Annotated in this window: 23 protein-coding genes; 15 read left to right on the top strand and 8 right to left on the bottom strand. The window is 61.6% G+C overall.

The window, feature by feature from the left end; all coding sequences use genetic code 11:
* Window positions 1–128 precede the first annotated feature (128 nt).
* A complete protein-coding gene (locus I6L47_RS12570) occupies window positions 129–1,127 on the top strand; it encodes a sensor domain-containing diguanylate cyclase (RefSeq protein ID WP_216947540.1) in 999 nt (332 codons plus the stop codon).
* Between the two features lie 86 nt (window positions 1,128–1,213).
* On the opposite strand, the gene I6L47_RS12565 is transcribed toward I6L47_RS12570, so the two are convergent.
* Window positions 1,214–1,840: a porin family protein gene (locus I6L47_RS12565; protein WP_216947539.1), complete on the bottom strand. Its 627-nt coding sequence runs from the start codon at window positions 1,838–1,840 to the stop codon at window positions 1,214–1,216.
* An 821-nt stretch (window positions 1,841–2,661) separates the two neighbouring features.
* Between I6L47_RS12565 and I6L47_RS12560 the strand changes: the two genes are divergently transcribed.
* Together I6L47_RS12560 and I6L47_RS12555 are read left to right on the top strand one after the other, a co-directional pair.
* Window positions 2,662–2,862, top strand: coding sequence for a hypothetical protein (locus I6L47_RS12560; protein WP_139126133.1), 201 nt, complete (start codon window positions 2,662–2,664; stop codon window positions 2,860–2,862).
* A 254-nt stretch (window positions 2,863–3,116) separates the two neighbouring features.
* The gene (locus I6L47_RS12555) at window positions 3,117–3,881 is read left to right on the top strand and encodes a helix-turn-helix transcriptional regulator (protein ID WP_005336490.1); all 765 of its coding nucleotides are present in this window, start codon (window positions 3,117–3,119) and stop codon (window positions 3,879–3,881) included.
* Window positions 3,882–3,921: 40 nt separating this feature from the next.
* On the opposite strand, the gene I6L47_RS12550 is transcribed toward I6L47_RS12555, so the two are convergent.
* Window positions 3,922–4,752: a UTRA domain-containing protein gene (locus I6L47_RS12550; protein ID WP_227274335.1), complete on the bottom strand. Its 831-nt coding sequence runs from the start codon at window positions 4,750–4,752 to the stop codon at window positions 3,922–3,924.
* A 198-nt stretch (window positions 4,753–4,950) separates the two neighbouring features.
* Between I6L47_RS12550 and I6L47_RS12545 the strand changes: the two genes are divergently transcribed.
* Genes I6L47_RS12545 through I6L47_RS12520 form a run of 6 tightly spaced genes read left to right on the top strand, consistent with a single transcriptional unit; the run spans window position 4,951 to window position 10,230 of the window.
* Window positions 4,951–6,012, top strand: a complete 1,062-nt coding sequence (locus I6L47_RS12545; RefSeq protein ID WP_005355254.1) for an ABC transporter substrate-binding protein — start codon at window positions 4,951–4,953, stop codon at window positions 6,010–6,012.
* 9 nt (window positions 6,013–6,021) lie between these two features.
* Complete coding sequence (locus tag I6L47_RS12540) at window positions 6,022–6,855, top strand: alkaline phosphatase family protein (protein WP_216947538.1); 834 nt, start codon at window positions 6,022–6,024, stop codon at window positions 6,853–6,855.
* Complete coding sequence (locus I6L47_RS12535; RefSeq protein ID WP_216947537.1) at window positions 6,855–7,754, top strand: ABC transporter permease subunit; 900 nt, start codon at window positions 6,855–6,857, stop codon at window positions 7,752–7,754. Before I6L47_RS12540 ends, I6L47_RS12535 begins: the two co-directional genes overlap by 1 nt.
* Complete coding sequence (locus I6L47_RS12530; RefSeq protein WP_216947536.1) at window positions 7,747–8,523, top strand: ABC transporter permease; 777 nt, start codon at window positions 7,747–7,749, stop codon at window positions 8,521–8,523. The genes I6L47_RS12535 and I6L47_RS12530 overlap by 8 nt, the downstream gene beginning before the upstream one ends.
* A gap of 6 nt (window positions 8,524–8,529) precedes the next feature.
* A complete protein-coding gene (locus I6L47_RS12525) occupies window positions 8,530–9,537 on the top strand; it encodes an ABC transporter ATP-binding protein (protein ID WP_216947535.1) in 1,008 nt (335 codons plus the stop codon).
* A gap of 39 nt (window positions 9,538–9,576) precedes the next feature.
* Entirely contained in the window at window positions 9,577–10,230 is a 654-nt protein-coding gene (locus tag I6L47_RS12520) for an HAD family phosphatase (protein ID WP_216947534.1), read from the top strand.
* A 115-nt stretch (window positions 10,231–10,345) separates the two neighbouring features.
* Here the strand turns inward: I6L47_RS12520 and I6L47_RS12515 are convergent, their stop codons facing one another.
* Window positions 10,346–11,980, bottom strand: a complete 1,635-nt coding sequence (locus tag I6L47_RS12515; protein WP_216947533.1) for a sensor domain-containing diguanylate cyclase — start codon at window positions 11,978–11,980, stop codon at window positions 10,346–10,348.
* 83 nt (window positions 11,981–12,063) lie between these two features.
* Between I6L47_RS12515 and I6L47_RS12510 the strand changes: the two genes are divergently transcribed.
* Both I6L47_RS12510 and I6L47_RS12505 read left to right on the top strand, forming a co-directional pair.
* Window positions 12,064–12,504 (top strand): DUF2214 family protein, encoded by a 441-nt coding sequence (locus I6L47_RS12510; protein ID WP_005355246.1) that lies wholly within the window; start codon window positions 12,064–12,066, stop codon window positions 12,502–12,504.
* A gap of 137 nt (window positions 12,505–12,641) precedes the next feature.
* Window positions 12,642–13,541, top strand: coding sequence for a DMT family transporter (locus I6L47_RS12505; RefSeq protein ID WP_216947532.1), 900 nt, complete (start codon window positions 12,642–12,644; stop codon window positions 13,539–13,541).
* A gap of 66 nt (window positions 13,542–13,607) precedes the next feature.
* Here the strand turns inward: I6L47_RS12505 and I6L47_RS12500 are convergent, their stop codons facing one another.
* The 3 genes from I6L47_RS12500 to I6L47_RS12490 form a co-directional block, all read right to left on the bottom strand.
* Window positions 13,608–14,234 carry a glutathione S-transferase family protein gene (locus I6L47_RS12500; protein WP_216947531.1) on the bottom strand — a complete coding sequence of 209 codons (627 nt, stop codon included), beginning with the start codon at window positions 14,232–14,234 and terminating at the stop codon, window positions 13,608–13,610.
* A 106-nt stretch (window positions 14,235–14,340) separates the two neighbouring features.
* Entirely contained in the window at window positions 14,341–15,609 is a 1,269-nt protein-coding gene (locus I6L47_RS12495) for an O-acetylhomoserine aminocarboxypropyltransferase/cysteine synthase family protein (protein WP_216947530.1), read from the bottom strand.
* A 150-nt stretch (window positions 15,610–15,759) separates the two neighbouring features.
* A complete protein-coding gene (locus I6L47_RS12490) occupies window positions 15,760–15,936 on the bottom strand; it encodes a hypothetical protein (RefSeq protein ID WP_110303950.1) in 177 nt (58 codons plus the stop codon).
* A 100-nt stretch (window positions 15,937–16,036) separates the two neighbouring features.
* On the opposite strand from I6L47_RS12490, the gene sgrR reads away from it, so the two are divergent.
* The 4 genes from sgrR to I6L47_RS12470 all read left to right on the top strand — a co-directional run bounded on the left by sgrR (window position 16,037) and on the right by I6L47_RS12470 (window position 21,471).
* Window positions 16,037–17,740 (top strand): HTH-type transcriptional regulator SgrR, encoded by a 1,704-nt coding sequence (gene sgrR, locus I6L47_RS12485; protein WP_216949354.1) that lies wholly within the window; start codon window positions 16,037–16,039, stop codon window positions 17,738–17,740.
* 145 nt (window positions 17,741–17,885) lie between these two features.
* Window positions 17,886–20,063, top strand: a complete 2,178-nt coding sequence (gene katG / locus I6L47_RS12480) for a catalase/peroxidase HPI (RefSeq protein WP_216947529.1) — start codon at window positions 17,886–17,888, stop codon at window positions 20,061–20,063.
* A gap of 266 nt (window positions 20,064–20,329) precedes the next feature.
* Window positions 20,330–20,725 carry a thioesterase family protein gene (locus tag I6L47_RS12475; protein WP_005336457.1) on the top strand — a complete coding sequence of 132 codons (396 nt, stop codon included), beginning with the start codon at window positions 20,330–20,332 and terminating at the stop codon, window positions 20,723–20,725.
* A gap of 44 nt (window positions 20,726–20,769) precedes the next feature.
* Window positions 20,770–21,471 carry a hypothetical protein gene (locus I6L47_RS12470; protein ID WP_042081272.1) on the top strand — a complete coding sequence of 234 codons (702 nt, stop codon included), beginning with the start codon at window positions 20,770–20,772 and terminating at the stop codon, window positions 21,469–21,471.
* A 36-nt stretch (window positions 21,472–21,507) separates the two neighbouring features.
* On the opposite strand, the gene I6L47_RS12465 is transcribed toward I6L47_RS12470, so the two are convergent.
* Window positions 21,508–22,257 carry a lipase secretion chaperone gene (locus I6L47_RS12465; protein ID WP_216947528.1) on the bottom strand — a complete coding sequence of 250 codons (750 nt, stop codon included), beginning with the start codon at window positions 22,255–22,257 and terminating at the stop codon, window positions 21,508–21,510.
* Window positions 22,254–23,165, bottom strand: coding sequence for a triacylglycerol lipase (locus I6L47_RS12460; protein WP_136501650.1), 912 nt, complete (start codon window positions 23,163–23,165; stop codon window positions 22,254–22,256). Before I6L47_RS12460 ends, I6L47_RS12465 begins: the two co-directional genes overlap by 4 nt.
* Window positions 23,166–23,300 lie beyond the last annotated feature (135 nt).

The following is a 23,300-nucleotide window of genomic DNA, read 5'->3' as shown; positions in this document are numbered from 1 at the left end:
TAACCGTGGAAACGTTGGTGCGGTGGGGTTCTGGCTGACAGTTCTGTTGCAATATGCCAAGGTAGCGCCTCACGACAACAGCGCGATTCCCCGTGGTGGCGCGGGGCGGAAGAACAAGGATAACTGCTATGGTGCAGGACAGTGACACGATCAGGATCTCGGATGTCAGCGAAGCCGTGGTGCATGGCATTCTGGAGGTGACCAGCGATGGCATCTGGGATTGGCATGCCAATACCGGTTTTGTCTATCGCAACCCGGGCTGGTACCGGATGCTGGGTTACGAGCCTCACTCCCTCGGCAATACCGTCTTCACCTGGGAGAGCGTGATCCACCCCGACGATCTGGCGGCGGTGATGGCGAAGTTCGATCTCTGCCTGAGCGGCAGCGCCCACGAATATCGCGCCGAGTATCGTTGCCGCTGTCGGGATGGCAGTTACCTCTGGATTGAGGATTGCGGCCGCATCATTGAGCGCAATCCCGACGGGTCTGTGGCGCGGATGATCGGCGCCCACCGCGATATCCACGCCAGCAAGTTGTTGCTGGAACAGCTGGAGCGGCGCAATCACTCGCTGGAGCAGCAGGTTGCCGAGCGCACCGCCGAGCTGGTGCGACTCAACGGGGCGCTGCAACAGAAAGCCGAGGAGAACCGTCTGCTGGCAGAGACCGATGCCCTGACCGGCGCCGCCAGCCGCTATCGGCTGGAGCGGGCGTTGCAGCTGGAGTGCGAGCGGGCGCGCCGCTTCCATCAGCCGTTTACGGTGATCGCCATGGATGTGGACAACTTCAAGCAGATCAACGACAGCTATGGCCACAACGCCGGGGATCAGACCCTGATCAACATAGTGGCGCTGGTGCGCCGCCATATCCGCGAGATCGATCTGCTGGCCCGCTGGGGCGGTGACGAGTTTATGGTGTTGTTGCCCAACACCGGCCGCGAGGATGCGCTGGTGGTGGCGAGCAAGTTTCAGGCATTGATGGCGAGCGAGCCCATCTGCCCCCATGCGCCCGCTACCATGAGCGTCGGGCTGGCGGAGTATCAGCAGGATGAGCAGAAGGAGAGCCTGATGGTGCGCGCCGATCGGGCGCTCTATCAGGCCAAGCAGCTGGGTAAAGACCAGATCTGCTAACGCGCAGGGCACGGAAAAAGAGCAGTAAAAAGGGCCGCAGGCGTGAAACCTGCGGCCCTTTTGCATTGTTACTGACGCGGCGCGACTTAGAAGTGGTAACGCAGACCCAGCTTGAAGGTATCCAGAGAGTAGTGCTCGTCACCCAGGCTCAGGGCGTCGAACTGGCGCTCGTAACCGATACCGGCAGAGAAGTGGTCGTTGAAGGCGTAGTCCAGACCAACTTCCAGATTGGGGTGTACCTTGCTCTTGGTTGCGCTCTCGTTTACCTGACCGCTGAAACCGAGGAGTGTGGCGTTGCCGACAACTTCCACTTCGGTGCGGGTGTAGGCGATACCCGGTTTGGCATAGGCGCTGAAGCCCCAGGCCAGCGGCTGACTCAGCTTGGCTGCCAGGCTGATGCTGCGGGTTTCGATGGTAGTGTCGGCAAAGCCGCTTGCAATCGGGGAGGTGACCCAGGTCAGCTGATCCATCTGCTGGGCGTGCAAGCCACCTTCAACCGCCAGCCAGGGTTTGAAGCTGTAACCCACGATCAGGCTGCCGCCGTCGAGCTGGTCGTCGATCACTTTGTCGTCATAGGCGTCTTTGGCTGCACCATCGAGATCCATTTTGGAGGTGGTCAGATCCAGACCTGCATACCAGCCTTCGGCATGGGCTCCGCCATTCATGGCCAGAGCAAGCAGGGAGAAAGCGGCAATTTTATTAAACTTGTTCATGGATAAATAACCTTGTGTTGCGTGAACTGCGTGTGATTTATATTGCTCAATCCATGAAGCTTTTTATATTTCCGTCATTGCTCTGCTTTCACAGAGGGGCCGCAGTATAGTCAGCGTATTTCTGAATAACAAGAGAGTGATTTCCCCATTCCTCTAAATATGACTGGCCGCAAGCAGGGGCATTTTGTTTAATAAATGGTGTTATTAGAGTTTTAGCTTTATTGAGGTTTAAATAATTAACTGGTGAGGAAAATGACAGGCTGCGAGCTCGCTTTTGACTCTATGTGATTGATTTTCTGTGACATTAAATTTTCATTCGAGCATAGCCGTGATGAGTTGTCTAAAAATTGGCATCTCAGATGTCACTCACAGGCGTCAGGCTCTTTTCGATGATTTTTTGAACCCATCACAAGGTGAAACCGTGAGAAAAAAATCTATCTTTTTGCCTGTTTTTTGCTCTTTTTGAGGTTTGGGATTGTTCCCATTGAGGGTTTTGGTGGTCTTTTGAGGCTGTTTTTACGTGGGCTATGTTGCCCACCAGATGAGTGGGTAGGTTCTTATGGGTGGCTTTTCTCTTCACCCGGCAGCAGTTGTTGGGGTGGGTGCGGGGAGTGATAAGCAAATATTGGTAGTACTGATTGATTAATTTTGTTGTCTTATATATGGAAGCCATTTAAAAGATAGGTTTTTGGCGTTTTAAATAACTTGATTATATTCGTTGCCATATTTGGCGAAGCTTTCCAATCAAGCCATTTAAATATATTGAATGGCAATAACACGGTATTGATGATCGTTTAGGATACCTTGCCAGAGAGGTCGTGGTGGCTGGCGCATCGGTTGGCGGCGGGTGGCCGGTGACACTTCCCCTTGCCGGCGCCCTTGACCTGACCTGCGAATTCAGGGAAAAGAAAAGGGCGGTGCTATCAGCGCCGCCCAATGCCAGGAAAGAGAAAAAACCTTACGGTTTAAAAGATAAAAATTTGGAAGCAAACAATCGATTTCTCAACCAGGAAGGGTCTTGAATTCGATACGTTTCGATTATGCGCGATGTTCTATGCAGCACTAGCAAAATGTTTGCGGGTTGAAAGATATGCACTGTCTGGTGTCAAATTTTGCGACCTCATCGTTCAACTGGTCTGTCCTGATGGGCGTTGTAGGCGATTTTTTCTCTAGGTTGTTTTTTCGGTGTCAATATCTGAGCCTTGAAGGTAAAAACAGGTCAGAAGCTGACTCGGCATAACCATGCAATGAAAGTGCGATAACAAGGAAGAGTGGCATGACCTACAGCCAGACCCTGGCCAACAATATTCTCGACACCCTGAAGAAGACCCTGACCGACAAGGGGATCCGCTATCAGACCCTGGCAGAAGCCATGGGTGTCTCCATCGCGACCGTGAAGCGGATGATGAACAAGCCCTCGCTGCCGTTCGATACTCTGCTGGAGATCTGCCATTTGGTGGGGCTCTCGTTTGAGGAGTTGCTGGATCGCACTCAGGACGCCCAGAGCCGCCGCGCCGTCTTCACCCAGGAGCAGGATGAGGCGTTTCACAACGAGCCGGGGCTCTACGCCTTTCTCGCCAATATCTTCTGGCGCGACAAGACGCTGATCGATCTCAAGCGGGAGTACGGCCTGACCGATGCCTCCTGCTACCTCTATCTGCGCAAGCTGGAGAAGCTCGGCATTTTGCAGCTCGGTATCGACAACAGTTACCACTTCCTCATCAGCGAGCGGATCAGCTTCGAGCAGCACAGCCGTTTCGCCCGTCAGCAGGCACGGCAGGCGATGTCGGTGCTGGGGGAGTATCTGGTGGAGAACATGCACAAGTCGAACAACTATATGGCGCTCTGCCAGCTGCACCTCAACGAGGGAGAGGCGATGGCGCTGATCGACCGGATGAAGGAGTACTGGCATCAGGAGATCAAGCTCAACCGCCCCGCCATCGGCCAGCAGGAGCACGCCAAGACCTACACCATGTCGCTGCAACTGGCCGACTGCGGCTATCAGAGCTTTGACGACATGATCCCCAATATCGACAACTGATCCCGGCGGATCCTGCGGGATCCGCTCTGTTGACTGGAGTCTAATCGGCGACCCGGGTTTGTTGCAGCTTGCCTGCGAGCGGCTGCAATGCTCGCGTATCCAGACAAATGCGGATGGCATCCGGTCGCCAGTGTTCGATATCGCAATCCACCAGAGCTCCCCGCTCGTCGTAGTTGACCCGCACCAGCCGCAGCACCGCGCTCCCCTCTGCCAGATTGAGGGCGCGGGCGATGGCGCCACGCGCCGCCGAGGGGGTGATCTCGAGACTCGCCCCACCCTGGCCTATGCCATAGCGCTGCTGATAGAGCTCGGTGAGGGAGCTGGCCAGCGGCGCGCTGGCGATATCGGGAAAGCGGCTCGCCAGCAGGTGGTGGCTGACATGAAGCACCGGGCGGCCGTCGATCAGCCGCTGGCGGCGGATTTCATAAAGTGGGGTGAAGGGTTCCAGCCCCATCCAGCGGCACAGTTCGCTGCTGGCAAGCTCGCTGCCGTGGGCCAGCACCCGGGTTTCGGCGGTGCGTTGCTGCTCGCCGATCCACTGGTGAAAGTGGGTGTGGATGGCGGGATCGTAGGTGAGGCGGGGTGGCGCCACAAACCAGCCGCGCCGCTCGGCCCGGTAGATAAGGCCGTCTGCTTCGAGGCTGGAGAGCGCCTCCTTGATGGTGATGCGGGTGGTGGCGAAACGCTCGCTCAGGGCCCGTTCTGCGGGCAGCTGCTGCCCGGCCCCCAATTGGCCGCTGCCGATATAGCGGCGCAGGGTCTGGCAAATCTGTTCGCACTTGGAGGAGGAGCGGCCATCGGCCATGCTCTGTTCGTTCACTCTCTGCTCGCTCAATCTCGGCTCGGTCACACTCTTGTCCCTGTTGCTTATTCAGAAGGCGGGTGGCTGGCCAATCCCTTACTGGAATAGTCCAGCCTCACTCGGGTTCAGAGTTGTAACTGCTGTGGATGACAGCGCCATGACAGGGTGATTGTCATCAAACTGCCATTAAAGCGCCCCGCCACCGTCACAATTCCCCTCTAGCATCCCTCTCGAACCTTAACTGACCTAGTCCAGAGGGATGGGATGATGAAAAGCGTGATCGCAAGTGCACTGGCCATGGTGGCCATCAGCCAACCGTTGTTTGCCACAAATAGCTATGCAGCCGAAAATATCGCGGATCTCGAAAAGGCCGCCCGTGGCGAAGGCCAGCTCCACAGCATCGGCATGCCCGACAGCTGGGCCAACTGGAAGGATACCTGGCAACAGCTGGGCAGCATCTACGGCATCAAGCATCAGGATACTGACATGAGCTCGGCGCAGGAGATCGCCAAGTTCGCCGCCGAGAAGGCCAATGCCACCGCCGATATCGGCGACGTGGGCGGCGCCTTCGGTCCGGTTGCGGTCAAGCAGGGGGTTACCCAACCCTACAAGCCCTCCACCTGGGCTGATATTCCCAACTGGGCCAAGGACGCCGACGGTCACTGGATGCTGGCCTATACCGGCACCATCGCCTTCCTGATCAACAAGGATCTGGTCAAGGCCGCCCCCACCAGCTGGCAGTCCCTGCTGGGTGGCGACTACAAGGTGACCCTGGGTGATGTGGGCGTAGCCTCCCAGGCCAACAACGGCGTGCTGGCGGCGGCCTATGCCACCGGCGGCAGCGAGAAGAACCTCAAGCCCGCGCTGGAGCTGTTCGGCCAGCTGGCCAAGCAGGGTCGCCTCTCCCTGAACGATCCGACCATCGCCAACATCGAGAAGGGTGAGGTGGAAGTGGGTGTGCTGTGGGACTTCAACGCCCTCAACTACCGCGACCAGATCGACCCCAAGAAGTTTGATGTGGTGATCCCGAGTGACGGCTCCGTCATCGCCGGTTACACCACCATCATCAACAAGTGGGCCAAGAACCCCAACGCCGCCAAACTGGCCCGTGAATACATCCTCTCCGATGCCGGTCAAATCAACCTGGCCCGTGGCTACGCTCGCCCGATCCGCAGCAATGTGACCCTGCCGGATGACGTGAAGGCCAAGCTGCTGCCAGCCGAGCAGTATGCCAATGCCAAGCCGGTGCAGGATCACGCTGCCTGGGAGCAGAGCTCCAAAGCCCTGCCGCGCCAGTGGCAAGAAACCGTCATGATCAACATGCAGTAAGGGAATCCAGTGCAACACAAGGTGATAGTGGTACTTGTGGATGGTCTGGCAGCCGAGGTAGCCCACACCATGGGCTACCTCGGTGGCATGGTGGAGGCGGGGCGGGGCCTGCATACGACCCTGAATGCTGCCCTGCCGTCTCTCTCCCGACCCCTCTACGAGTGCATCCTGACCGGCGTGCCGCCGGTGGTGAGCGGCATCACCCACAACGGGGTGAGTCGCCTCAGTCTGCATGACTCCATCTTCCATCTGGCCCGCGCCGCGGGCAAACGCACCGCAGCGGCGGCCTATTACTGGGTGAGCGAACTCTACAACCGCAGCCCCTGGCTGGCTGCCCGTGATCGCTTTACTCATGACGAGCAGTTGCCCATCCAGCACGGCTGCTTCTACTGGGATGACAACTATCTCGACAGCCATCTGCTGATGGATGGGGAATGGCTCAGAACCCAATATGACCCCGATTTTCTGCTGATCCACCCGATGGGAGTGGACGATGCGGGCCACAAGTTTGGCCTCGATTCCCGCCAGTACCGCAATCAGGCGCGCCGGATGGACAGCCTGCTGGCCGATCTGCTGCCCCAGTGGCTGGCGGAGGGGTATCAGGTGGTGATCACCTCGGATCACGGCATGAACAACGACCTGAGCCACGGCGGCACCCTGCCGGAAGAGCGCACCGTGCCACTCTGGCTGTTTGGCGATGCCTTTATCGAGCGCTGGCCGGATGGGGTAGTGATCGCCCAGACCCAGCTCTGCGCCCTGATGGCCGATCTGTTGGGCATTCCCCACGACAAGCCGGCAGCGCCACCGCTGCTCAAGGCCGCCTTTATGCGCGAGGTGCACTGATGATGCCTGCCACCACCGAGATCCTCGCGGATCAACCCGTGGTCACCAAGCAGAAGGTGCGCCGCCACTGGCTGCCCGCACTGGTATTACTGCCGTTTATCCTCTTGATGATCCTGTTCCAGCTCGCCCCCATGGTGTGGGTGCTGGTGGGCAGTTTCCAGACCCCCGATGGCTGGGGTCTCGACTACTACCGGGAGATTTTGAGCTCCCCCTTCTACCTGCAATCGTTCGGCAACTCGTTGCGCATTGCCGGTATCGCCAGTCTGGCGGGGCTTGCCATCGGCACCCTCGGGGCGGCGGCGCTGCGCCACAGCGGCGAGCGGGTCAAGCGGGTACTGTTGGCCTTTGTCACCATGACCGGCAACTTCAGCGGGGTACCGCTGGCATTCGCCTTCATCATTATTCTCGGCATCAACGGTGCAGTGACTCTGCTGCTGAAATCCTGGGGACTGATCGACGGCTTCAATCTCTACTCGGGTAGCGGCCTTATCCTCATCTACACCTACTTCCAGATCCCGCTCGCCCTGCTGCTGCTCTACCCGGCGTTCGATGCGCTGCAGGATGAGTGGCCGCAAGCGGCCGCGCTGCTGGGGGCGAGCAAGGGGCAGTATGTGTGGCACGTGGCACTGCCGGTGCTAACGCCTGCGCTGCTCGGCACACTGATCATCCTGTTTGCCAACGCGGTGGGGGCCTATGCCTCTGCCTACGCCCTCACCACCGGCAACTTCAATCTGGTGACCATCCGGGTGGCGAGTCTGGTCTCCGGCGATATCTTCCTCGAACCCAATATGGCGGCGGCGCTGGCAGTGATCCTGATGGTGCTGCTGGGGGTGGTGACGGCCGCCAACCAGTGGCTGCTGAAAAAGAGTTATGTGAACAAGGGGCAATCCCATGCATGATTTGACGCCGCGCTGGCCCAAGTGGGTGCTGGGTGGGCTGGTCGCCACCCTGCTGCTGCCGCTGCTGGCTACCTTTCTCTACTCCATCTCCACCCGCTGGGGGGCGACCCTGCTGCCGGATGGCTTCACCCTCGACTGGTATTTCAAGCTGTGGGGCGACCCGCGTTTTCTGGCTGCATTTGGCCGCAGCCTCCTGGTCTGCTTCGCCACCCTGCTGCTGGGCACCGTGGTGCTGGTACCGACCGTGCTGGTGGTGGCCTACTACTTCCCAAAGCTGGATCCCTGGATGAACCTGCTGATCCTGCTCCCCTTTGCGGTGCCGCCAGTGGTCTCGTCAGTGGGGCTGCTGCAGATCTACGCCGATGGTGTCCTGCCCATTATCGGCACGCCGTGGATCCTGATCGGCACCTGGTTCACCGTGGTGCTCCCCTTCATGTACCGGGCGCTGGCCAACAGCCTGCAAGGGGTACCGCTCAGGGATTTGATGGATGCCGCCCATCTGCTGGGGGCCAGTAGTCGGCGCGCCTTCCTGCTGGTGGTGATCCCTTGTCTGCGTAAGGGGCTGCTGGCGGCGCTGTTTCTCTCTCTCTCCTTCCTGCTCGGCGAGTTCGTGTTTGCCAACATGCTGGTGGGCACCCGTTACGAGACCCTGCAGGTCTACCTCTACAACATGCGCGCCACTTCTGGCCACTTCACCAGTGCGCTGGTGATGAGCTACTTCCTGCTGACCCTGCTGCTCACCTGGGCGGCCAACAGATTTCATCGGTGATCCAAGATGTTTCATTTAGAAGTCAATCAGTTGCACAAATCCTACGGCGATACGCCGGTGTTCGAGGGGATCGAATTCGGCATTCGCAAGGGGGAGCTGGTGACCCTGCTCGGCCCCTCCGGCTGCGGCAAGTCCACCCTGCTGCGGGCGCTGGCCGGGCTCACTCCGGTGGATGGCGGCCAGGTGCGGGTGGCCGGTGAAGAGATCACCTGGCAGGCGCCCCAGAAGCGCGGCATCGGCATGGTGTTCCAGAGTTATGCGCTGTTCCCCAACATGACGGTGTGGGACAACGTTGCCTTCGGCCTCAAGATGAAGCCCCAGCCGGGACGGGATCTCGCCGCCAGCGTGCAGGAGGCGCTGGCGCTGGTGGAGCTGACCGGCTTCGAGCGCCGCTATCCGGCCGAGCTTTCCGGCGGCCAGCGCCAGCGGGTGGCACTGGCCCGAGCTCTGGTGGTGCAGCCGCGGATCCTGCTGCTGGATGAGCCGCTCTCGGCGCTGGATGCCCGTATCCGCCGCAGCCTGCGCCAGCAGATCCGCGAGATCCAGCAGCGCCTTGAGCTCACCACCATCTTCGTGACCCACGATCAGGAGGAGGCACTGACCATGTCGGACCGGATCTTCCTGATGAACAAGGGATCCATCGTCCAGAGCGGTACACCGGAGGAGATCTATACCCGTCCCGCCAGCGAGTTTGTGGCAGGCTTTATCGGCAACTACAACCTGCTTGGCACAGAGCAGGGCAAGTCACTGTTTGGCCCCCGTTTTCAGGGCAAGCTGGCGCTGCGGCCGGAGTCCATTACCCTGCTGCCCGCAGGGGCGACCAGCAGCGAGCCCAGCCTGCCCGGCATCGTTCGTCAGCAACAGTTGCTCGGCAACGTGATCCGTTATCAGGTGGAGTGCGAGGCGGGGCTGTTGACGGTGGATTGCCTCAACCGCTCGGCTGGCGATCTGCTGGCAACCGGCAGTGCCGTGACCCTGGCGGTGGCCCGGGATCAACTCTGTGAGGTAGCATGAGGCCGCATTTCATTTCCATTTTCACTGCGAGGAGCGCCCATGGCACTGGCACTGTTTGATCTGGACGAGACCCTGATTGCCGGGGATTCCGCCAGCCTCTGGCTGGAGTACATGGTGGCCGAGGAGCTGGCCCCCGCCAGCATGATCGCCGAGGAGCAGGCCATGATGTCCCTCTACCATCAGGGCAAGATGGATATGCACCAGTACATGGCCTTCACCCTGCAACCGCTGGCGGGCAAGACGCGCCAGTGGCTCGACTCGCTCTCTACCCGCTTTGCCGAGCAGGTGTTGCGCGAGCGCCTCTACCCCGAGGGGTTGGCGCGTATCGAATGGCATCGGGAGCGGGGCGACGACCTGGTGCTTATCTCCGCCTCCGGCGAGCATCTGGTGGCGCCCATGGCGAAGATGTTGGAGATGGATCACTGCGTCGCCATCCTGCTCGATGAGGAGGAGGGGATGCTGACCGGCCAGACCCGCGGCACCCTCAGTTTTCGCGAAGGCAAGGTGGCCCGCATCAACCAGCTCTTTGCCGGGCGGGACAACCTCTGGCAGGGGAGCTTTGGCTACAGCGACTCTCACAACGATCTGCCCATGCTGCGGGCGGTGAGCCATCCCCATGCGGTCAATCCTGCCCCCGCACTGCGTCAGCAGGCCGAGGAGCTGGGCTGGCCGGTGTGGGAGTGGCAGCGCTGAGTCGCGCGCCACACTGGCTTCACGTGTGGCAAGAAGCACGATAAACAAAGAGAGAGGCTGGAGCCTCTCTCTTTGTTTATCGTGACGGCGTTGTGGTTGATGCCGGCGGCGGTGGCTACCCCTCGTTGGTTTGTTGCCGGGGTTCGCCAAAGGCGGGCACTTCCTCCTCGGCACTCTGGTGAGGGGTGTGACGCAGCGGGAAGCAGATACGGTTTTTCCCCTCCCGCTTGGCCTGATAGACCCCCTTGTCGGCCAGCTCCACCAGCTCTTTGGCCGAGAGCCCGGAGCGGCTGAAAGCCACCCCGCCGCTGATGGTGATAGTGAGATCGGGTTCGCGCCACTCCAGTTGTTCCACCCCGAGCCGGAACGCTTCCAGCAGGGAGGGGAGCATCGGCTGCTCTTCGCCGTAACGGAAGATCAGCACCAGCTCCTCGCCGCCATAGCGGCAGAACCAGCCCCACTCGTGGAACAGATTCATGCCCAGCTTGCTCACCCGCTTGAGCACCACATCCCCTGCCTGATGGCCATGGGTATCGTTGACCCGCTTGAAATCATCCAGATCGAACATCACCACCCCGAAGGGAGCGCCACTGTTGAGCTGCTTTTGCAGGCACTCGTCGAAGAAACGACGGTTGTAGAGTCCGGTGAGCTTGTCCTGATGGGCTTGCAGGCGGATCTGGGCAAAGTCCTGGCTGGCGGCATCCATCTCTTCATAGACCTTGGCCAGCTCCAGCATGCGGCGGCCGTTGTAGGCGATACCGCCGGAGCGGCTGGCGCGGATCAGCAGGGTGATCTCCCCCAGCATCCGGCGGAAGTAACGGGACCAGAGCAGGGCCAGCAGCAGATAGAGAATGCAGGCGACGGCAATCATCAGCTGCACATTGATGGAGACGCTGTCGATCACCTGCTGCATGCTGGCAGTCGGCTCGACGCTGAGCAGGATCCAGCGCTGCTCGGGGATACGGTAGTAGGAGACCATCAGGCCGCTGGCATCATCGAGGAAAAAGCCCTGCGGCAGTTGCATCCGGGCCAGCCAGTCGGGGTGAGCGAGGGGTTTGAATACCCGTTCGCGATCCGGATGGGCCAGCACCAGCCCGTCATGGTTGAGCAGGATCTGATAGCCATTGCCCAGATGGTGACTCAGATCATGCCGACTGTTTAGCCAGCTGGCGAGGGGGGTGAGCTGGGTATCCAGCGAGAGTACGCCAACCCTCTTGCCGTCAGGATCTTCAATTACCCGGGCCAGCGCCATGGTGAGAGTGCCCAAGGTGTAGTCGTAATAAGGATCGGTCCAGACAATCTGTCCGGGATGGCTGGATGCCAGCAGATACCAGGGGCGGGTTCTGGGATCGAACTTCTCGTCGGCCTGCCAGGAGGGGTGGATCAGCATCTTGCGATGCTCGGTGCCCACGTAGACGTAATCGAGCTCCATCACCTTGTGATAGGCCTGCCACTGTTGCAGGTAGCGCTCGCCGTTAAGGATCTCCGGGCCGCTGAAATCCCGATAATTTACCTGCTGATAAATGAGCGTAAACTGGCGTTTGAGGGTCGCCAGATAGGGTTCGATCAAGGTATGGAAATACTGGGTGTTGCGAGCAATCAGGTTCTGTTGCTGCTCGTGGCGCAGGGTGCGCTCCATATGCAGGTAGTAGATGCTGCCGAGCAGCAACACAGGGATAAAGAGCAAGAGGAGGCCCAGCCGCATGCGGGTGATCAAAGACCAAGTGTTCTTGGGCTTGGCGGGGGACATGAACAGATCCTTTTCGTCTCGGGTGGCACCAGCATATATGATGCTGTGCAGCTCGTCTAAAGGCAGCAAATGAGATGTTTCCGATGCTGAACCACACTCTGCTCTCAATGATTCATTATGGCAGCATAGCGGTGCTAATCCTTGCCCTCTGTGTCGAGTATCTGATCTTTCGGCGCGGCCTGAACATGCTGCGAGTGCGCCGCCTGCTGCTGGCAGATGGGGTGGCGGCGCTGGCGCTCTTCTCCATCTTTGCGACCGGGTGTCTGCTGGCCCTCGAGCATGCCAGCTCGGTGGCAGAGATCTTTGCCCATCCTGCCCACGGCCTCAAGATGGGGCTGTTTCTGCTGATTGTTGGCTCCCTCGTTTATCCCAGTCGCCTCTTCTATCGCTGGCGTCGCGCCCTGCGTCTGGGCAAGGCGCCGATGATCTCGATCCAGCAGCACTTCCGGGTGGTGTGGATCCTGCGGGGCAATCTGCTACTGATTGCCCTGTTGGCCGTGTTCACCAAGCCCTCGCTGCTGTAACACTCGCGGTGCTCAAAAGCAGTGCGATGCAGAGCGTGGAGAGCGAGAGCGAAGACAAAGAGTGGAGACAAGAGGATAGGGAGGCGGGTATCTTGGATCGGATAACCCGTCACGCGCCGATTTAAGGAAGAATCGCCATGCGCTCCAATCTGATGTTGCTGATGGCTGCCACCATCTGGGGTATGGGCTTTGTCGCCCAGCGCCTCGGGATGGATCACATGGGGCCCTATACCTTCAATGGCCTGCGCTTTCTGCTCGGCGCCCTCTCCCTGCTGCCGCTGCTCTGGTGGCTCAAATCCCGACAACCTGTTGCCGTCGCGGGCGACCATCGCCAGCTGCTGATCGGTGGTGTGCTGGCCGGGCTGGTGCTGTTCTGTGCCGCCTCCCTGCAGCAGGTGGGACTGCTCTACACCACGGCCGCCAAGGCAGGTTTCATCACCGGGCTCTACATCATTCTGGTGCCGGTACTGGGGCTGCTGCTGCGCCACAAGAGCGGGCTCAATACCTGGATTGGTGCCCTGATTGCTCTGACGGGCCTCTATGTGTTGAGCGTCACCGACGAGTTCACCATCGGCTTTGGCGATCTGTTGCAGGTAGTAGGTGCTCTCTTCTGGGCCGTTCACCTGCTGCTGGTGGATCACTACTCCAACCGGGTGGCCCCCATCAAGCTGGCTTGCGTGCAGTTTGTGGTGTGCGGTCTGCTCAGCCTCGTGACCGCCTTCATCATCGAGACGCCGACGGTGGCCGGGGCGGTTGCCGGTTGGCAGGCGCTGCTCTACGCCGGTCTGGTCTCGGTGGGGGTTGGCTATACCCTGCAGGTGCTGGGGCAGCGCGGTGCCCATCCGGCCCATGCCGCCATCATTCTCAGTCTGGAGACAGTCTTTGCCGCCGTGGGTGGCGTGTTGCTGCTGGGCGAAACGCTGGATGAGCAGACGGTGGCGGGCTGTTCGCTGATGCTGGCGGGGATGCTGATCTCCCAGATCCGGCTGCGCTGGTGGTGGAAGTCGCGCCGCGACAAGGTGCCGCTGGCCAAGTAAACCGCGCTCTGCCTGCATAACAAAAACTCCCCGACGGTCGGGGCGTTTTACATGGTGGCTGTTCGGTCAGGGGCGCTGATCCAGCTCGCATTCCAGCTCCATGGCCTTCTGGCGAGCCGGATGGGTATTGAGGCGCTGCCAGTAGGCTTGCAGATGCGGGAAGTGGGCCAGCTGGCCGCTTTGTGCCAGCAGATCCACCAGGAAGGAGTTCATGATGTCGGCGCCGGAGAGGCGATCCCCCACCAGATAGTGGCGATTCGCCAGTACCTCATTGAGGTAGCCCAGCACCTTGGCACACTCCGCCTTGGCGTAGTCCGGCAGGAAGCGCATCGGGCTGCCATCTTTGCGCACAAACATATCCAGTAGCAGCGGCAGGATGCCCGAGCTCTCGGCGAAGTGGAGCCACTGCAGATATTCGGGATAGTCGGGGCTATCTGATGCCGGAGCCAGCCGCTCGGCGGCGTAGCGGGCGATCAGGTACTCGGTGATGGCGCCCGATTCCGCCAGCACCCGGCCGTCGAACTCGATGACCGGCGACTTGCCGAGGGGGTGGATGGCTTTTAGCTCGGGCGGTGCCAGAAAGGTCGCGGCATCGCGCTGATACGCCTTGATCTCATAGGGCTGGCCCAGCTCTTCGAGCAGCCAGATGATGCGTTGGGAGCGGGATTTGTTCAGGTGGTGCAGGACTATCATAAGGACCTCGATTCGGTGGCAGGCTGGGGTATACGAGCGGGCGAGGGGGGCGGTTCACCGGCAGTAAAAAAAGAGCGGGCTGATGCCCGCTCCCTCGTTGACTGACTCAGGCCTCCAGCGCCTGATCCAGATCCGCCAGTATGTCCTCGATCGCCTCGATCCCCACCGACAGCCGGATCATCTCGGGTTTCACCCCGGCCTTGGCCTGCTCCTCCTCGCTCAACTGGCGATGGGTGGTGGAGGCCGGGTGGCAGGCCAGCGACTTGGCGTCGCCGATGTTGACCAGCCGCTTGAAGATCTTGAGCGCATCGTAGAAGCGCACCCCCGCCTCGTAACCATCCTTCAGGCCGAAGGAGAGGATGGCCGAGGGGCGACCGGCCATGTACTTCTCTGCCAGCAGATAGTGGGGATGACCCGGCAGACCGGCATAGCTGACCCAGGCCACCTTGGGGTGATGCTTGAGGTGATTGGCAACCCGCAGGGCGTTGTCGACGTGGCGCTCCATGCGCAGGCTCAGGGTCTCCAGCCCCTGCAGCAGCAGGAAGGCGTTCATCGGCGCCAGCGCCGCGCCGGTATTGCGCAGCGGCACGGTACGCACCCGCCCGATAAAGGCAGCGGGGCCAAAGGCCTCGGTGTAGACCACCCCGTGGTAGGAGGGTTCGGGTTTGGTGAGCTGAGGGAAGCGTTCGGCGTGATCCGCCCAGGGGAACTTGCCCGAGTCGACGATGACGCCACCCAGCGAGTTGCCGTGGCCGCCGACATATTTGGTCAGGCTGTGTACCACGATGTCGGCGCCGTGTTCGATGGGCTTGCAGAGCACCGGGGTGGCGACCGTGTTGTCGACGATAAGCGGCACGCCGCGGGCGTGGGCGGCCTTGGCCAGCGCGGCCAGATCGACGATATTGCCCGCCGGGTTGCCGATGCTCTCGCAGTAGACCGCCTTGGTCTTGTCGTCGATAAGGGCGGCGATGGCTTCGGCGCTGTCATCCCTGGCGAAGCGCACCTCGACCCCGAAGCTCGGCAGCATGTGGGCGAACAAGGTATAGGTGCCGCCATAGAGCTGGGGTGTGGAGACAATGTTGTCACCGGCGGCGGTCAGCGTCTGAATGGCGTAGGTGATGGCGGCGGAACCTGCCGAGACCACCAGCGCGGCAATCCCCCCTTCCAGCGCGGCCATCCGCTGCTCCAGCACATCATTAGTGGGGTTCATGATGCGGGTGTAGATGTTGCCCGGCACCGCCAGATTGAACAGATCCGCCCCGTGCTGGGCGCTCTCGAACTCGTAGGCCACCGTCTGGTAGATGGGCACGGCGACCGCCTTGGTGGTGGGGTCGTTGGAAAAGCCGTGGTGCAGGGCCAGGGTCGCATCTTTCATCACACACTCCTTGTTGGATGTTGCTTATGGCAGTTATAGATGGATAGACGTCCAATCTATCAGGCCCGTGGCCGATGTAAACAGCAAGATCCGGTAAAGCAATGTCGCCCGCAGGGGATGCCCGTCCTGAGTGGTTGGTATGGCCCGCACTCAGAGACGACGGCGATACTCCTTGTCATCGATCTGGTTCATATCCCACTGCATCAGGCGGTTGAGCTGCTGCATGGGATCCTCGATGAGCGCCAGCGGGCGTGGCAGGATCCGCTTGAAGTAACGGCGCAAGGTCTGCTGGATCCGGTTCGGTTTGATGGGGTTGGCGTGGCTCATGATGGTGCTCCTGTGCAGTGGTTCTCACGTTCATCAGCAGTATTGAGCTAAAATGCGGAAGTAAAAACTGATGAATTACAGCAACGGGATTTCCTCTTTTATGCCGACCGGTCGCCTCTACCAGCAATTTCAACGACTCGCCCAGCTGCTTGGCAGCGACGAGCGGGAGATCAGCCTCGCCGAGGTGGCGGATCTGCTCTGCTGCACCCCGCGCAACGCCCGCCTGCTGCTGCGGCGGATGCAGGATCAGGGCTGGCTCAGCTGGTCGGCGGAAGCGGGGCGGGGGCGGCGCTCCCGACTCACCCTGCTCGACAGTCAGGAGAGCCTGACCCGGCGCCGCTTGCGGGATCTGCTCAGCCAGGGCCAGCTGGCGCAGGCGGTGCGGCTGGCCGAAGATCGCCTCGATCTGCTCACTCCGCTGTTGATCGAACAGCTCGGTCAGGCCACCCGCGAGGGGCGCCAGATCCTGCGGGTGCCATACTACCGGCCGTTGCCGCAGTTGCTGCCCACCGGCCCGATGCGCCGCTCCGAAATTCACCTGAGCCGCCAGATCTTCAACGGCCTTACCCGGCGAAATGAGGAAAATGGGGAAATCGAAGGGGATCTGGCCCACCACTGGGAGTGTCTGGGCCCTTGCCATTGGCGTTTCTACCTGCGCCCGGCGGTGCGCTTTCACCACGGTCGCGAGCTGGTGGTGGAAGATGTGATGGAGAGTCTGCTGGCCCTGCGGGATCGCCCGCTGTTCGCCCATCTGGATCGGCTGGAGAGCCCCTGGCCGCGCACCCTGGATCTCTATCTCGACAGCCCGGATCCCTGGCTGCCCCACCTGCTGGCGGAGTCGGTGGCGACCATTTTGCCGCGGGAGCTCAAGGGGGAGGCGGGCTTTGCTCTGCAACCTGTGGGCACCGGCCCCTACCGGGTGGCCGCCAACGATCCCCTGCATCTTTGCCTTGCGGCGTTTGATGACTACTTCGGCCTGCGGGCCCTGCTCGACGAGATCGATATCTGGATGCTGCCGGAGCTGGCGGAGCGATTGGAGACCCACCTGCAGCTGGGACGCGACAGCCCTGAGCTCGGCACCATGCGCGGCGAATCGGAGCTGGAGTCGGGCTGCTACTTCCTGCTGCAGGACGATCGTTCCGGATCCTTGCAGGATCCCGCTCTGCGCCAGTGGCTCGGCCAACTGCTCAATCCGGTGGCTCTGATGGGGCGGGTCGCCCCCGAGTTGCAACGGGGCTGGACCAGCGCCCTCGGCCTGCTGCCCCACTGGCGCGAAGCGCTGCCCGCGCCCTTGCCCACACCGGCGCAGTTGCCGGGAAGACTGGTGCTCGCCTGCTTCAACCAGCATCTGGAATTCAACGAGTGCGCCAACGCCATGAGCAGCCTGCTGGCCGAACAGGGGATCCGGCTGGAGGTACGCACCCTCGATTACGGTCGCTGGGTGAGCGGCGAGGATGAGGATGTGGATCTCTGGCTCGGCACCCTCAACCTCGAACATGCCGGCCCCTTTGCCCCCTACGCCTGGTTGCAGGGGACCCCGTTGCTGCGCAAGGTGTGGAGCAGTCAGCATGAGTTGTGGCAGGGGTTGATGCAGTGGCGCGCCAGCGGTGAGGAGCCCGGCCCCCGCGCTCTGCTGGCAACTGTGCAGCAGCAGAGCTGGTTTGTGCCGCTGTTTCACCACTGGCTGGAGCTGGAGAGCCGGGTCGGCGTGCACGGGGTGCGGATGACGGCGCTCGGCTGGTTCGATTTTCGCAGTGCCTGGCTGCGGCCCGAGCCGCCCCATCAGCCCGCAGAGGCGCCATAGTTCGTCCAATTTCTGTCGCGGCCGACGAGTGCTCCGTGGCCGCTTGCGTGAAAGATCCGTAAATCGGCCGCTGCTGCACAGTTTGTGTCACGCCTCTGTGCCATGCTGTTTCAGGTTATGGACAGCAGAGCAAATGAGGAAAACGATGAGCAACAATTCAGACAGTTCCGCAGGAAAATGCCCGGTCATGCACGGGGGAACCACTTCCGTCGAGACGTCCAGAATGGAGTGGTGGCCGAAGAGCCTCAACCTCGACATTCTTCACCAACACGATACCAAGACCAATCCGCTGGGGGCCGGTTTCAACTATCGGGAAGCCTTGAAGGGGCTCGATATGGCGGCCCTCAAGCAGGATGTGACCGCCCTGATGACCGACAGTCAGGAGTGGTGGCCCGCCGACTGGGGCCACTACGGCGGCCTGATGATCCGCATGGCCTGGCACTCGGCCGGGACTTACCGTATCGCCGATGGCCGGGGCGGCGGTGGCAGCGGCAACCAGCGTTTCGCCCCCCTCAACTCCTGGCCGGATAACGCCAACCTCGACAAGGCCCGTCGCCTGCTGTGGCCCATCAAGAAGAAGTACGGCAACAAGATCAGCTGGGCCGACCTGATCATTCTGGCGGGCACCGTGGCCTATGAGTCCATGGGGCTCAAGACCTTTGGCTTCGCCTTTGGCCGCGAGGATATCTGGCACCCGGAGAAGGATATCTACTGGGGATCGGAGAAAGAGTGGCTGGCGCCCAGCGGCAAGCCGGGCGGTCGTTACTCCGGCGAGCGGGATCTGGAAAACCCGCTGGCGGCGGTGATGATGGGGCTTATCTACGTCAACCCGGAAGGGGTGGATGGCAAGCCCGATCCCCTGAAAACCGCGCAGGATATGCGGGTCACCTTCGCTCGCATGGCGATGGATGATGAAGAGACGGTGGCGTTGACCGCCGGTGGCCACACCGTCGGCAAGGCTCACGGCAACGGCGATGCCAAACAGCTTGGGCCCGAGCCGGAAGGGGCCAGCCTCGAGGAGCAGGGGCTCGGCTGGATCAATCACCACAGCCGCGGCATCGGCCGCAACACTGTGACCAGCGGCATCGAGGGGGCCTGGACCACCCACCCGACCCAATGGGACAACGGCTACTTCGAGCTGCTGTTCAAGTACGACTGGTGGTTGCAGAAGTCACCGGCGGGGGCCCATCAGTGGGAACCGATCAATATCGCCGAAGAGGATATGCCGGTGGATGTGGAAGATCCGTCGATCCGCTGCAAACCCATGATGACGGATGCCGACATGGCGCTCAAATTCGACCCCGAGTACCGCAAGATTGCCGAGCGCTTCCGCGATGATCCGGCGGCCTTCTCCGACGCCTTCGCCCGCGCCTGGTTCAAGCTGACCCACAGGGATATGGGGCCGAAGAGCCGCTATGTCGGCCCCTATGTGCCGACAGAAGATCTGATCTGGCAGGATCCGGTGCCAGCCGGACGCGCCGATTATGACGTGGCGGCGGTGAAGGCCAGGATCGCCGCCAGCGGCCTCTCCATCAGCGAGCGGGTGAGTACCGCCTGGGATAGCGCCCGTACCTTCCGTGGCTCTGATAAGCGGGGCGGTGCCAACGGTGCCCGCATCCGGCTGGCGCCGCAGAAGGATTGGCCGGGCAATGAACCGGTGCGGCTGGCGAAGGTGTTGGCGGTCTATGACAAGCTGGCGGCCGAGTGTGGCGTCAGCGTCGCGGATCTCATCGTGCTGGGGGGCAACCTCGCCATCGAGCAGGCTGCGCAGGCCGCCGGGGTGACGGTGAGCGTGCCGTTTGCGCTGGGCCGGGGGGACGCCACTCAGGCCCAGACCGATGTGGCCTCGTTCGAGGTGCTGGAGCCGTTGGCCGACGGCTTCCGCAACTGGCTGAAGCAGGACTATGTAGTGACGGCGGAGGAGCTGCTGCTGGATCGCGCCCAGCTGATGGGGCTCACCGCCTGCGAGATGACGGCGCTGGTCGGCGGGATGCGGGTGCTCGGCACCAACCACGGCGGTACCGGGCACGGGGTCTTTACCGATCGGGTCGGGGTACTCAGCAACGACTTCTTCGTCAACCTGACTGACATGGGCTACCAGTGGCTGCCGAAAGCGAGCAATCTCTTCGAGATCCGCGATCGCCGCAGCGGCACGCTGAAGTGGACGGCCACCCGGGTGGATCTGGTGTTCGGCTCCAATTCGGTGCTGCGCGCTTATGCCGAGGTCTATGCCCAGGATGACAACAAGGAGAAGTTTGTCTGTGACTTCATCACCGCCTGGAACAAGGTGATGAATGCGGATCGCTTCGATCTGCTCGGCTAGTCCCCAAGCCGTTTGGTTATCTGTACCCGCCCCGCACAGCCAAGATGTGCGGGGCTTTTTACTGCCCGCTTTTCTGTGCAGCCCAACAATCCGCCGTGCTGCGACACCCGCTGGCCGGTCGCGCAGGGTCGTGGGCATCCCTGTCCTTGGCCCAGCAGTATCATGTAACATGCTGATCCGCTGGTGATGCCCGGCAGCCACCCCATTGGCCACTGATGTCCAATCAACAGGACAAGGACAGAAACAAAGAGACAAGGAGTCAACCCATGCTGGAAATGCAGATCCAACCCCGCTTTCAGGAGACGGATGCCCTCGGCCATATCAACAATACGGTGCCGGCGGTCTGGTTCGAATCGGCGCGGGATCCCCTGTTCCGGATCTTCTCCCCCGATCTGGATGTGCATAACTGGCACCTGATCATCGCGGGCTATACGGTGCAGTTCAAACGGGAGCTGTTCTACGGCCAGCCGGTCACCATCAAGACCGGCGTGCGCCGCATTGGCACCAGCTCATTTACGGTCTGGCAGGAGGCCTGGCAGGGCGGCGAACTGGCCGTCACCGCCGAAACGACCCTGATCCATTTTGACTACCGGGCCCGCCAATCCCTGCCCCTGAGCGATGCTCACCGGGAAGGGCTGCGGGCCTGGCTGACAGAGAGTTAACCACGGGCCGGATGGCCCATCACAGGAGTGCTATGTACAACTCAATGCGCAACACAGCGATCGCGCTGACCCTGGGATTCTGCTCCCTCCCTTCTCTGGCCGCTTCTCTCGCTGAGCAGTTTACCCTGATGGAGAAGGGGGCCGAGAGCGCCCTCGATACCCGTCAATTCAGCCATGACGGCGTCGATATCAAGGCCTGGATCGATGGCGCCCCCGTCATCATCGCCGTGCCCATCATGAACGAGCTGGGCAAGCTGGAAGGGGAGAGCCGCTACTACTTCAAGGGCGGCAAGCTGTTCGGGGTCAAAGAGCCCGCCGCCCAGTTTGCCTTTGATGACAGCGGCAAGCTGACCCAATGGCTGGACGAGAAGGGGCAGCCCGCCGAGTTCGTCAGCAAGATGAGCATGCAGCAGCGTCAGGAGTGGCTCACCAAGCGGGCCGCCGAGCTGAGCAAGCTGTTTGTGGTGAGCGCGGCCGAACAGAAGGCGGCCAAGGGTGGCGTCAAGCTGAAGGGGGCGGATCTCGCTCACTGGCTATGCAACGGCAAACTGATGGATCTCGCCCATGGCGACAAGGTGATCTTCGAGCAGGATAAGCTGAAGATTGGCGAGCAGGGGATCGAGGGGGAGGTCTCCCTGCGTCAGGAGAAGGGGTGGCAGGAGCTGAGCCTCAAGTGCGAGGTGCAGGGCACTCAGGTGACCCGCCTCACCTGGCAGCCGCTGCCGGGTGCCAACAAGCCGCAATAAGCGTAATAGCAAGGGGGCCCATCACGGGCCCCCTTCTCATTCGGCTTGTGGCTCCCCCAGTTTGAGCCGGGTGAGTGCCTCGACCCGGCGCCACTGTCCGGGCTCGAACCAGCGTGCCAGCAGCTCCTGCTGCTGTTCGGCCCGGGCCTCGTTCGGCAGTTGCCTGAGCTCGGCCAGAAAGCCGCTGAGCTGCTTCTCGAACCCTTGCCGGTTCTGCTCCAGCTGGCGCATCCGATCCACCGCTTCCGGCCCCCCTATCTCCAGCAGCAGAGCCTCCCGTTTGGCCGGGTCCATCTGCGCCAGCTCTTGCAACTCCTCAAGCAGGCGGCTGTTGGCCTCCGCCTCGCGAAACCAGTCCGGTTGCTCCGCCAGCCAGAGATCCAGCTCGCTGGCCAGCTGCGACTTGTCGCTGTCTCTCGCCTCCGCCAGCGCCCTGCGGCGCAGGGTCAGCTGCTCCATCAGCCGATCCTCGGCAAACAGCTGGGCCTGCTCGGCCGGGGTAAAGCTCTGCTGGCGCAGCTGCTCCCGCTCGTCAAACAGGATCTGCAGGCTGGCGAGGGAGATCTCGGTGGGCACCGTCAGGCTGCTCTGGGCGGAGACAAAGGTGCGATAGCGCGCCTGCAGGGCATCGGCGGCCTCCTGCTCGGGAGCGTGCGGGTGGCTCTGTGCATGCTGATTGGCTTGATCTGTTGATGAGTCTGCCGTCGGTGCCGTGGGCCAGAGCAATACCCCGCCAAGCAGCAGGGTGATGGCGCAGGGCACGACGAGCAGGGTGGCTATCTTCATAGTCCCAGCTCCTTGAGTCGGTTCGCATGCTGGCGATAGAGGGTGACCGGATCGGTCTCGAACAGATGGTGGATGCCGAAGGACTGGTTCACTTCGTCCAGATGGTTCATCCGGTAGCCGGTGCCGATCACCTTGCCGAGGTGGCTGCTGCAGACCCCGACCAGTCCGTCATTGGGCTCCTTGAAGAAGGCGCCGGTCAGCGCCAGCGCCGGATCCACCGGATCCAGCAGATTGGTCAGGTTGCCGCGTCCGCTCCAGGAGAAGTAGTAGACGCCGTTGCTGGCCTGCATCGGCCCCTCGCCGCAATAGCGGCTGGGCAGCCCCTCCGGGTAGCGCTGGTTGAACTGGCTGGCCCCCTTGCTGGTGAGGGCATCGAGGGCTGCGACCGGATCTTGCGGTAGCTGGCTCCCGCCCGAGAGCAGTGAAATCATGCCGGAGAGGGCGTGGGCCGCAGCGGCCGCCAGCTTCTCGGCGGCGCTGCCGGGGGCGGCATTGGCCCGCACCAGATCGGCAATCTCGGAGCCATAGTTGACCCCGCCGACGCTGGTGGCGGAGGCAACCAGCTCGGGGGCGACCGAGGCGACATAGCGGATGGTAGGGCCGCCGTGGGAGTGGCCGATCAGGTTGACCTTCTCGGCGCCGGTGGCCGCCAGCAGCAGCTCAACTTGGGCGAGCAGCTGTTCGCCCCGTTGCTCCGAACTGGCGGTGGCCGACACCTGAGCCACGTAGACTTTGGCACCATCCCGGCTCAGGGCCTGGGGAATGCCGTAGAAGTAATCGACCCCGAGCAGCTTGTCGAAGCCGAACAGGCCGTGCACCAGCACTATGGGGTAGCGGGTCTGGGTGTATCCGCTGGCGTGTGCCAGCATGGGCAGGGTGCAGAGCAGCACCAGAAGCCATCTCTTCATCATCAGCATCCTTGTTGATTCGTGAGGAACAGATTGTGTGGCGTACTCCATGTTCGCCGGTGCCAGTATGGTGGCTGCTGACGGGAGAGGCTGTGAGGGGGATCGCAACTCGGGATTCAAAAGGGGTTCAGGGTG

Source organism: Aeromonas sp. FDAARGOS 1417, from assembly GCF_019046985.1.
Classification (GTDB): Bacteria; Pseudomonadota; Gammaproteobacteria; order Enterobacterales; family Aeromonadaceae; genus Aeromonas; species Aeromonas veronii.
Note: the sequence above shows the minus strand (reverse complement) of the source record. Positions and strands in the feature narration are given on the sequence as shown.

Excerpts from the sequence above, each read along its gene's own strand:
- I6L47_RS12565 (WP_216947539.1), bottom strand. The coding sequence starts at position 1,840 with ATGAACAAGTTTAATAAAATTGCCGCTTTCTCCCTGCTTGCTCTGGCC.
- I6L47_RS12530 (WP_216947536.1), top strand. The coding sequence starts at position 7,747 with ATGCATGATTTGACGCCGCGCTGGCCCAAGTGGGTGCTGGGTGGGCTG.
- I6L47_RS12505 (WP_216947532.1), top strand. The coding sequence starts at position 12,642 with ATGCGCTCCAATCTGATGTTGCTGATGGCTGCCACCATCTGGGGTATG.
- I6L47_RS12495 (WP_216947530.1), bottom strand. The coding sequence starts at position 15,609 with ATGAAAGATGCGACCCTGGCCCTGCACCACGGCTTTTCCAACGACCCC.
- I6L47_RS12555 (WP_005336490.1), top strand. The coding sequence starts at position 3,117 with ATGACCTACAGCCAGACCCTGGCCAACAATATTCTCGACACCCTGAAG.
- I6L47_RS12465 (WP_216947528.1), bottom strand. The coding sequence starts at position 22,257 with ATGAAGATAGCCACCCTGCTCGTCGTGCCCTGCGCCATCACCCTGCTG.
- katG (WP_216947529.1), top strand. The coding sequence starts at position 17,886 with ATGAGCAACAATTCAGACAGTTCCGCAGGAAAATGCCCGGTCATGCAC.
- I6L47_RS12520 (WP_216947534.1), top strand. The coding sequence starts at position 9,577 with ATGGCACTGGCACTGTTTGATCTGGACGAGACCCTGATTGCCGGGGAT.
- I6L47_RS12515 (WP_216947533.1), bottom strand. The coding sequence starts at position 11,980 with ATGTCCCCCGCCAAGCCCAAGAACACTTGGTCTTTGATCACCCGCATG.
- I6L47_RS12535 (WP_216947537.1), top strand. The coding sequence starts at position 6,855 with ATGATGCCTGCCACCACCGAGATCCTCGCGGATCAACCCGTGGTCACC.
- I6L47_RS12545 (WP_005355254.1), top strand. The coding sequence starts at position 4,951 with ATGAAAAGCGTGATCGCAAGTGCACTGGCCATGGTGGCCATCAGCCAA.
- I6L47_RS12570 (WP_216947540.1), top strand. The coding sequence starts at position 129 with ATGGTGCAGGACAGTGACACGATCAGGATCTCGGATGTCAGCGAAGCC.
- I6L47_RS12510 (WP_005355246.1), top strand. The coding sequence starts at position 12,064 with ATGCTGAACCACACTCTGCTCTCAATGATTCATTATGGCAGCATAGCG.
- I6L47_RS12525 (WP_216947535.1), top strand. The coding sequence starts at position 8,530 with ATGTTTCATTTAGAAGTCAATCAGTTGCACAAATCCTACGGCGATACG.
- I6L47_RS12490 (WP_110303950.1), bottom strand. The coding sequence starts at position 15,936 with ATGAGCCACGCCAACCCCATCAAACCGAACCGGATCCAGCAGACCTTG.
- I6L47_RS12500 (WP_216947531.1), bottom strand. The coding sequence starts at position 14,234 with ATGATAGTCCTGCACCACCTGAACAAATCCCGCTCCCAACGCATCATC.
- sgrR (WP_216949354.1), top strand. The coding sequence starts at position 16,037 with ATGCCGACCGGTCGCCTCTACCAGCAATTTCAACGACTCGCCCAGCTG.
- I6L47_RS12460 (WP_136501650.1), bottom strand. The coding sequence starts at position 23,165 with ATGAAGAGATGGCTTCTGGTGCTGCTCTGCACCCTGCCCATGCTGGCA.
- I6L47_RS12470 (WP_042081272.1), top strand. The coding sequence starts at position 20,770 with ATGCGCAACACAGCGATCGCGCTGACCCTGGGATTCTGCTCCCTCCCT.
- I6L47_RS12475 (WP_005336457.1), top strand. The coding sequence starts at position 20,330 with ATGCTGGAAATGCAGATCCAACCCCGCTTTCAGGAGACGGATGCCCTC.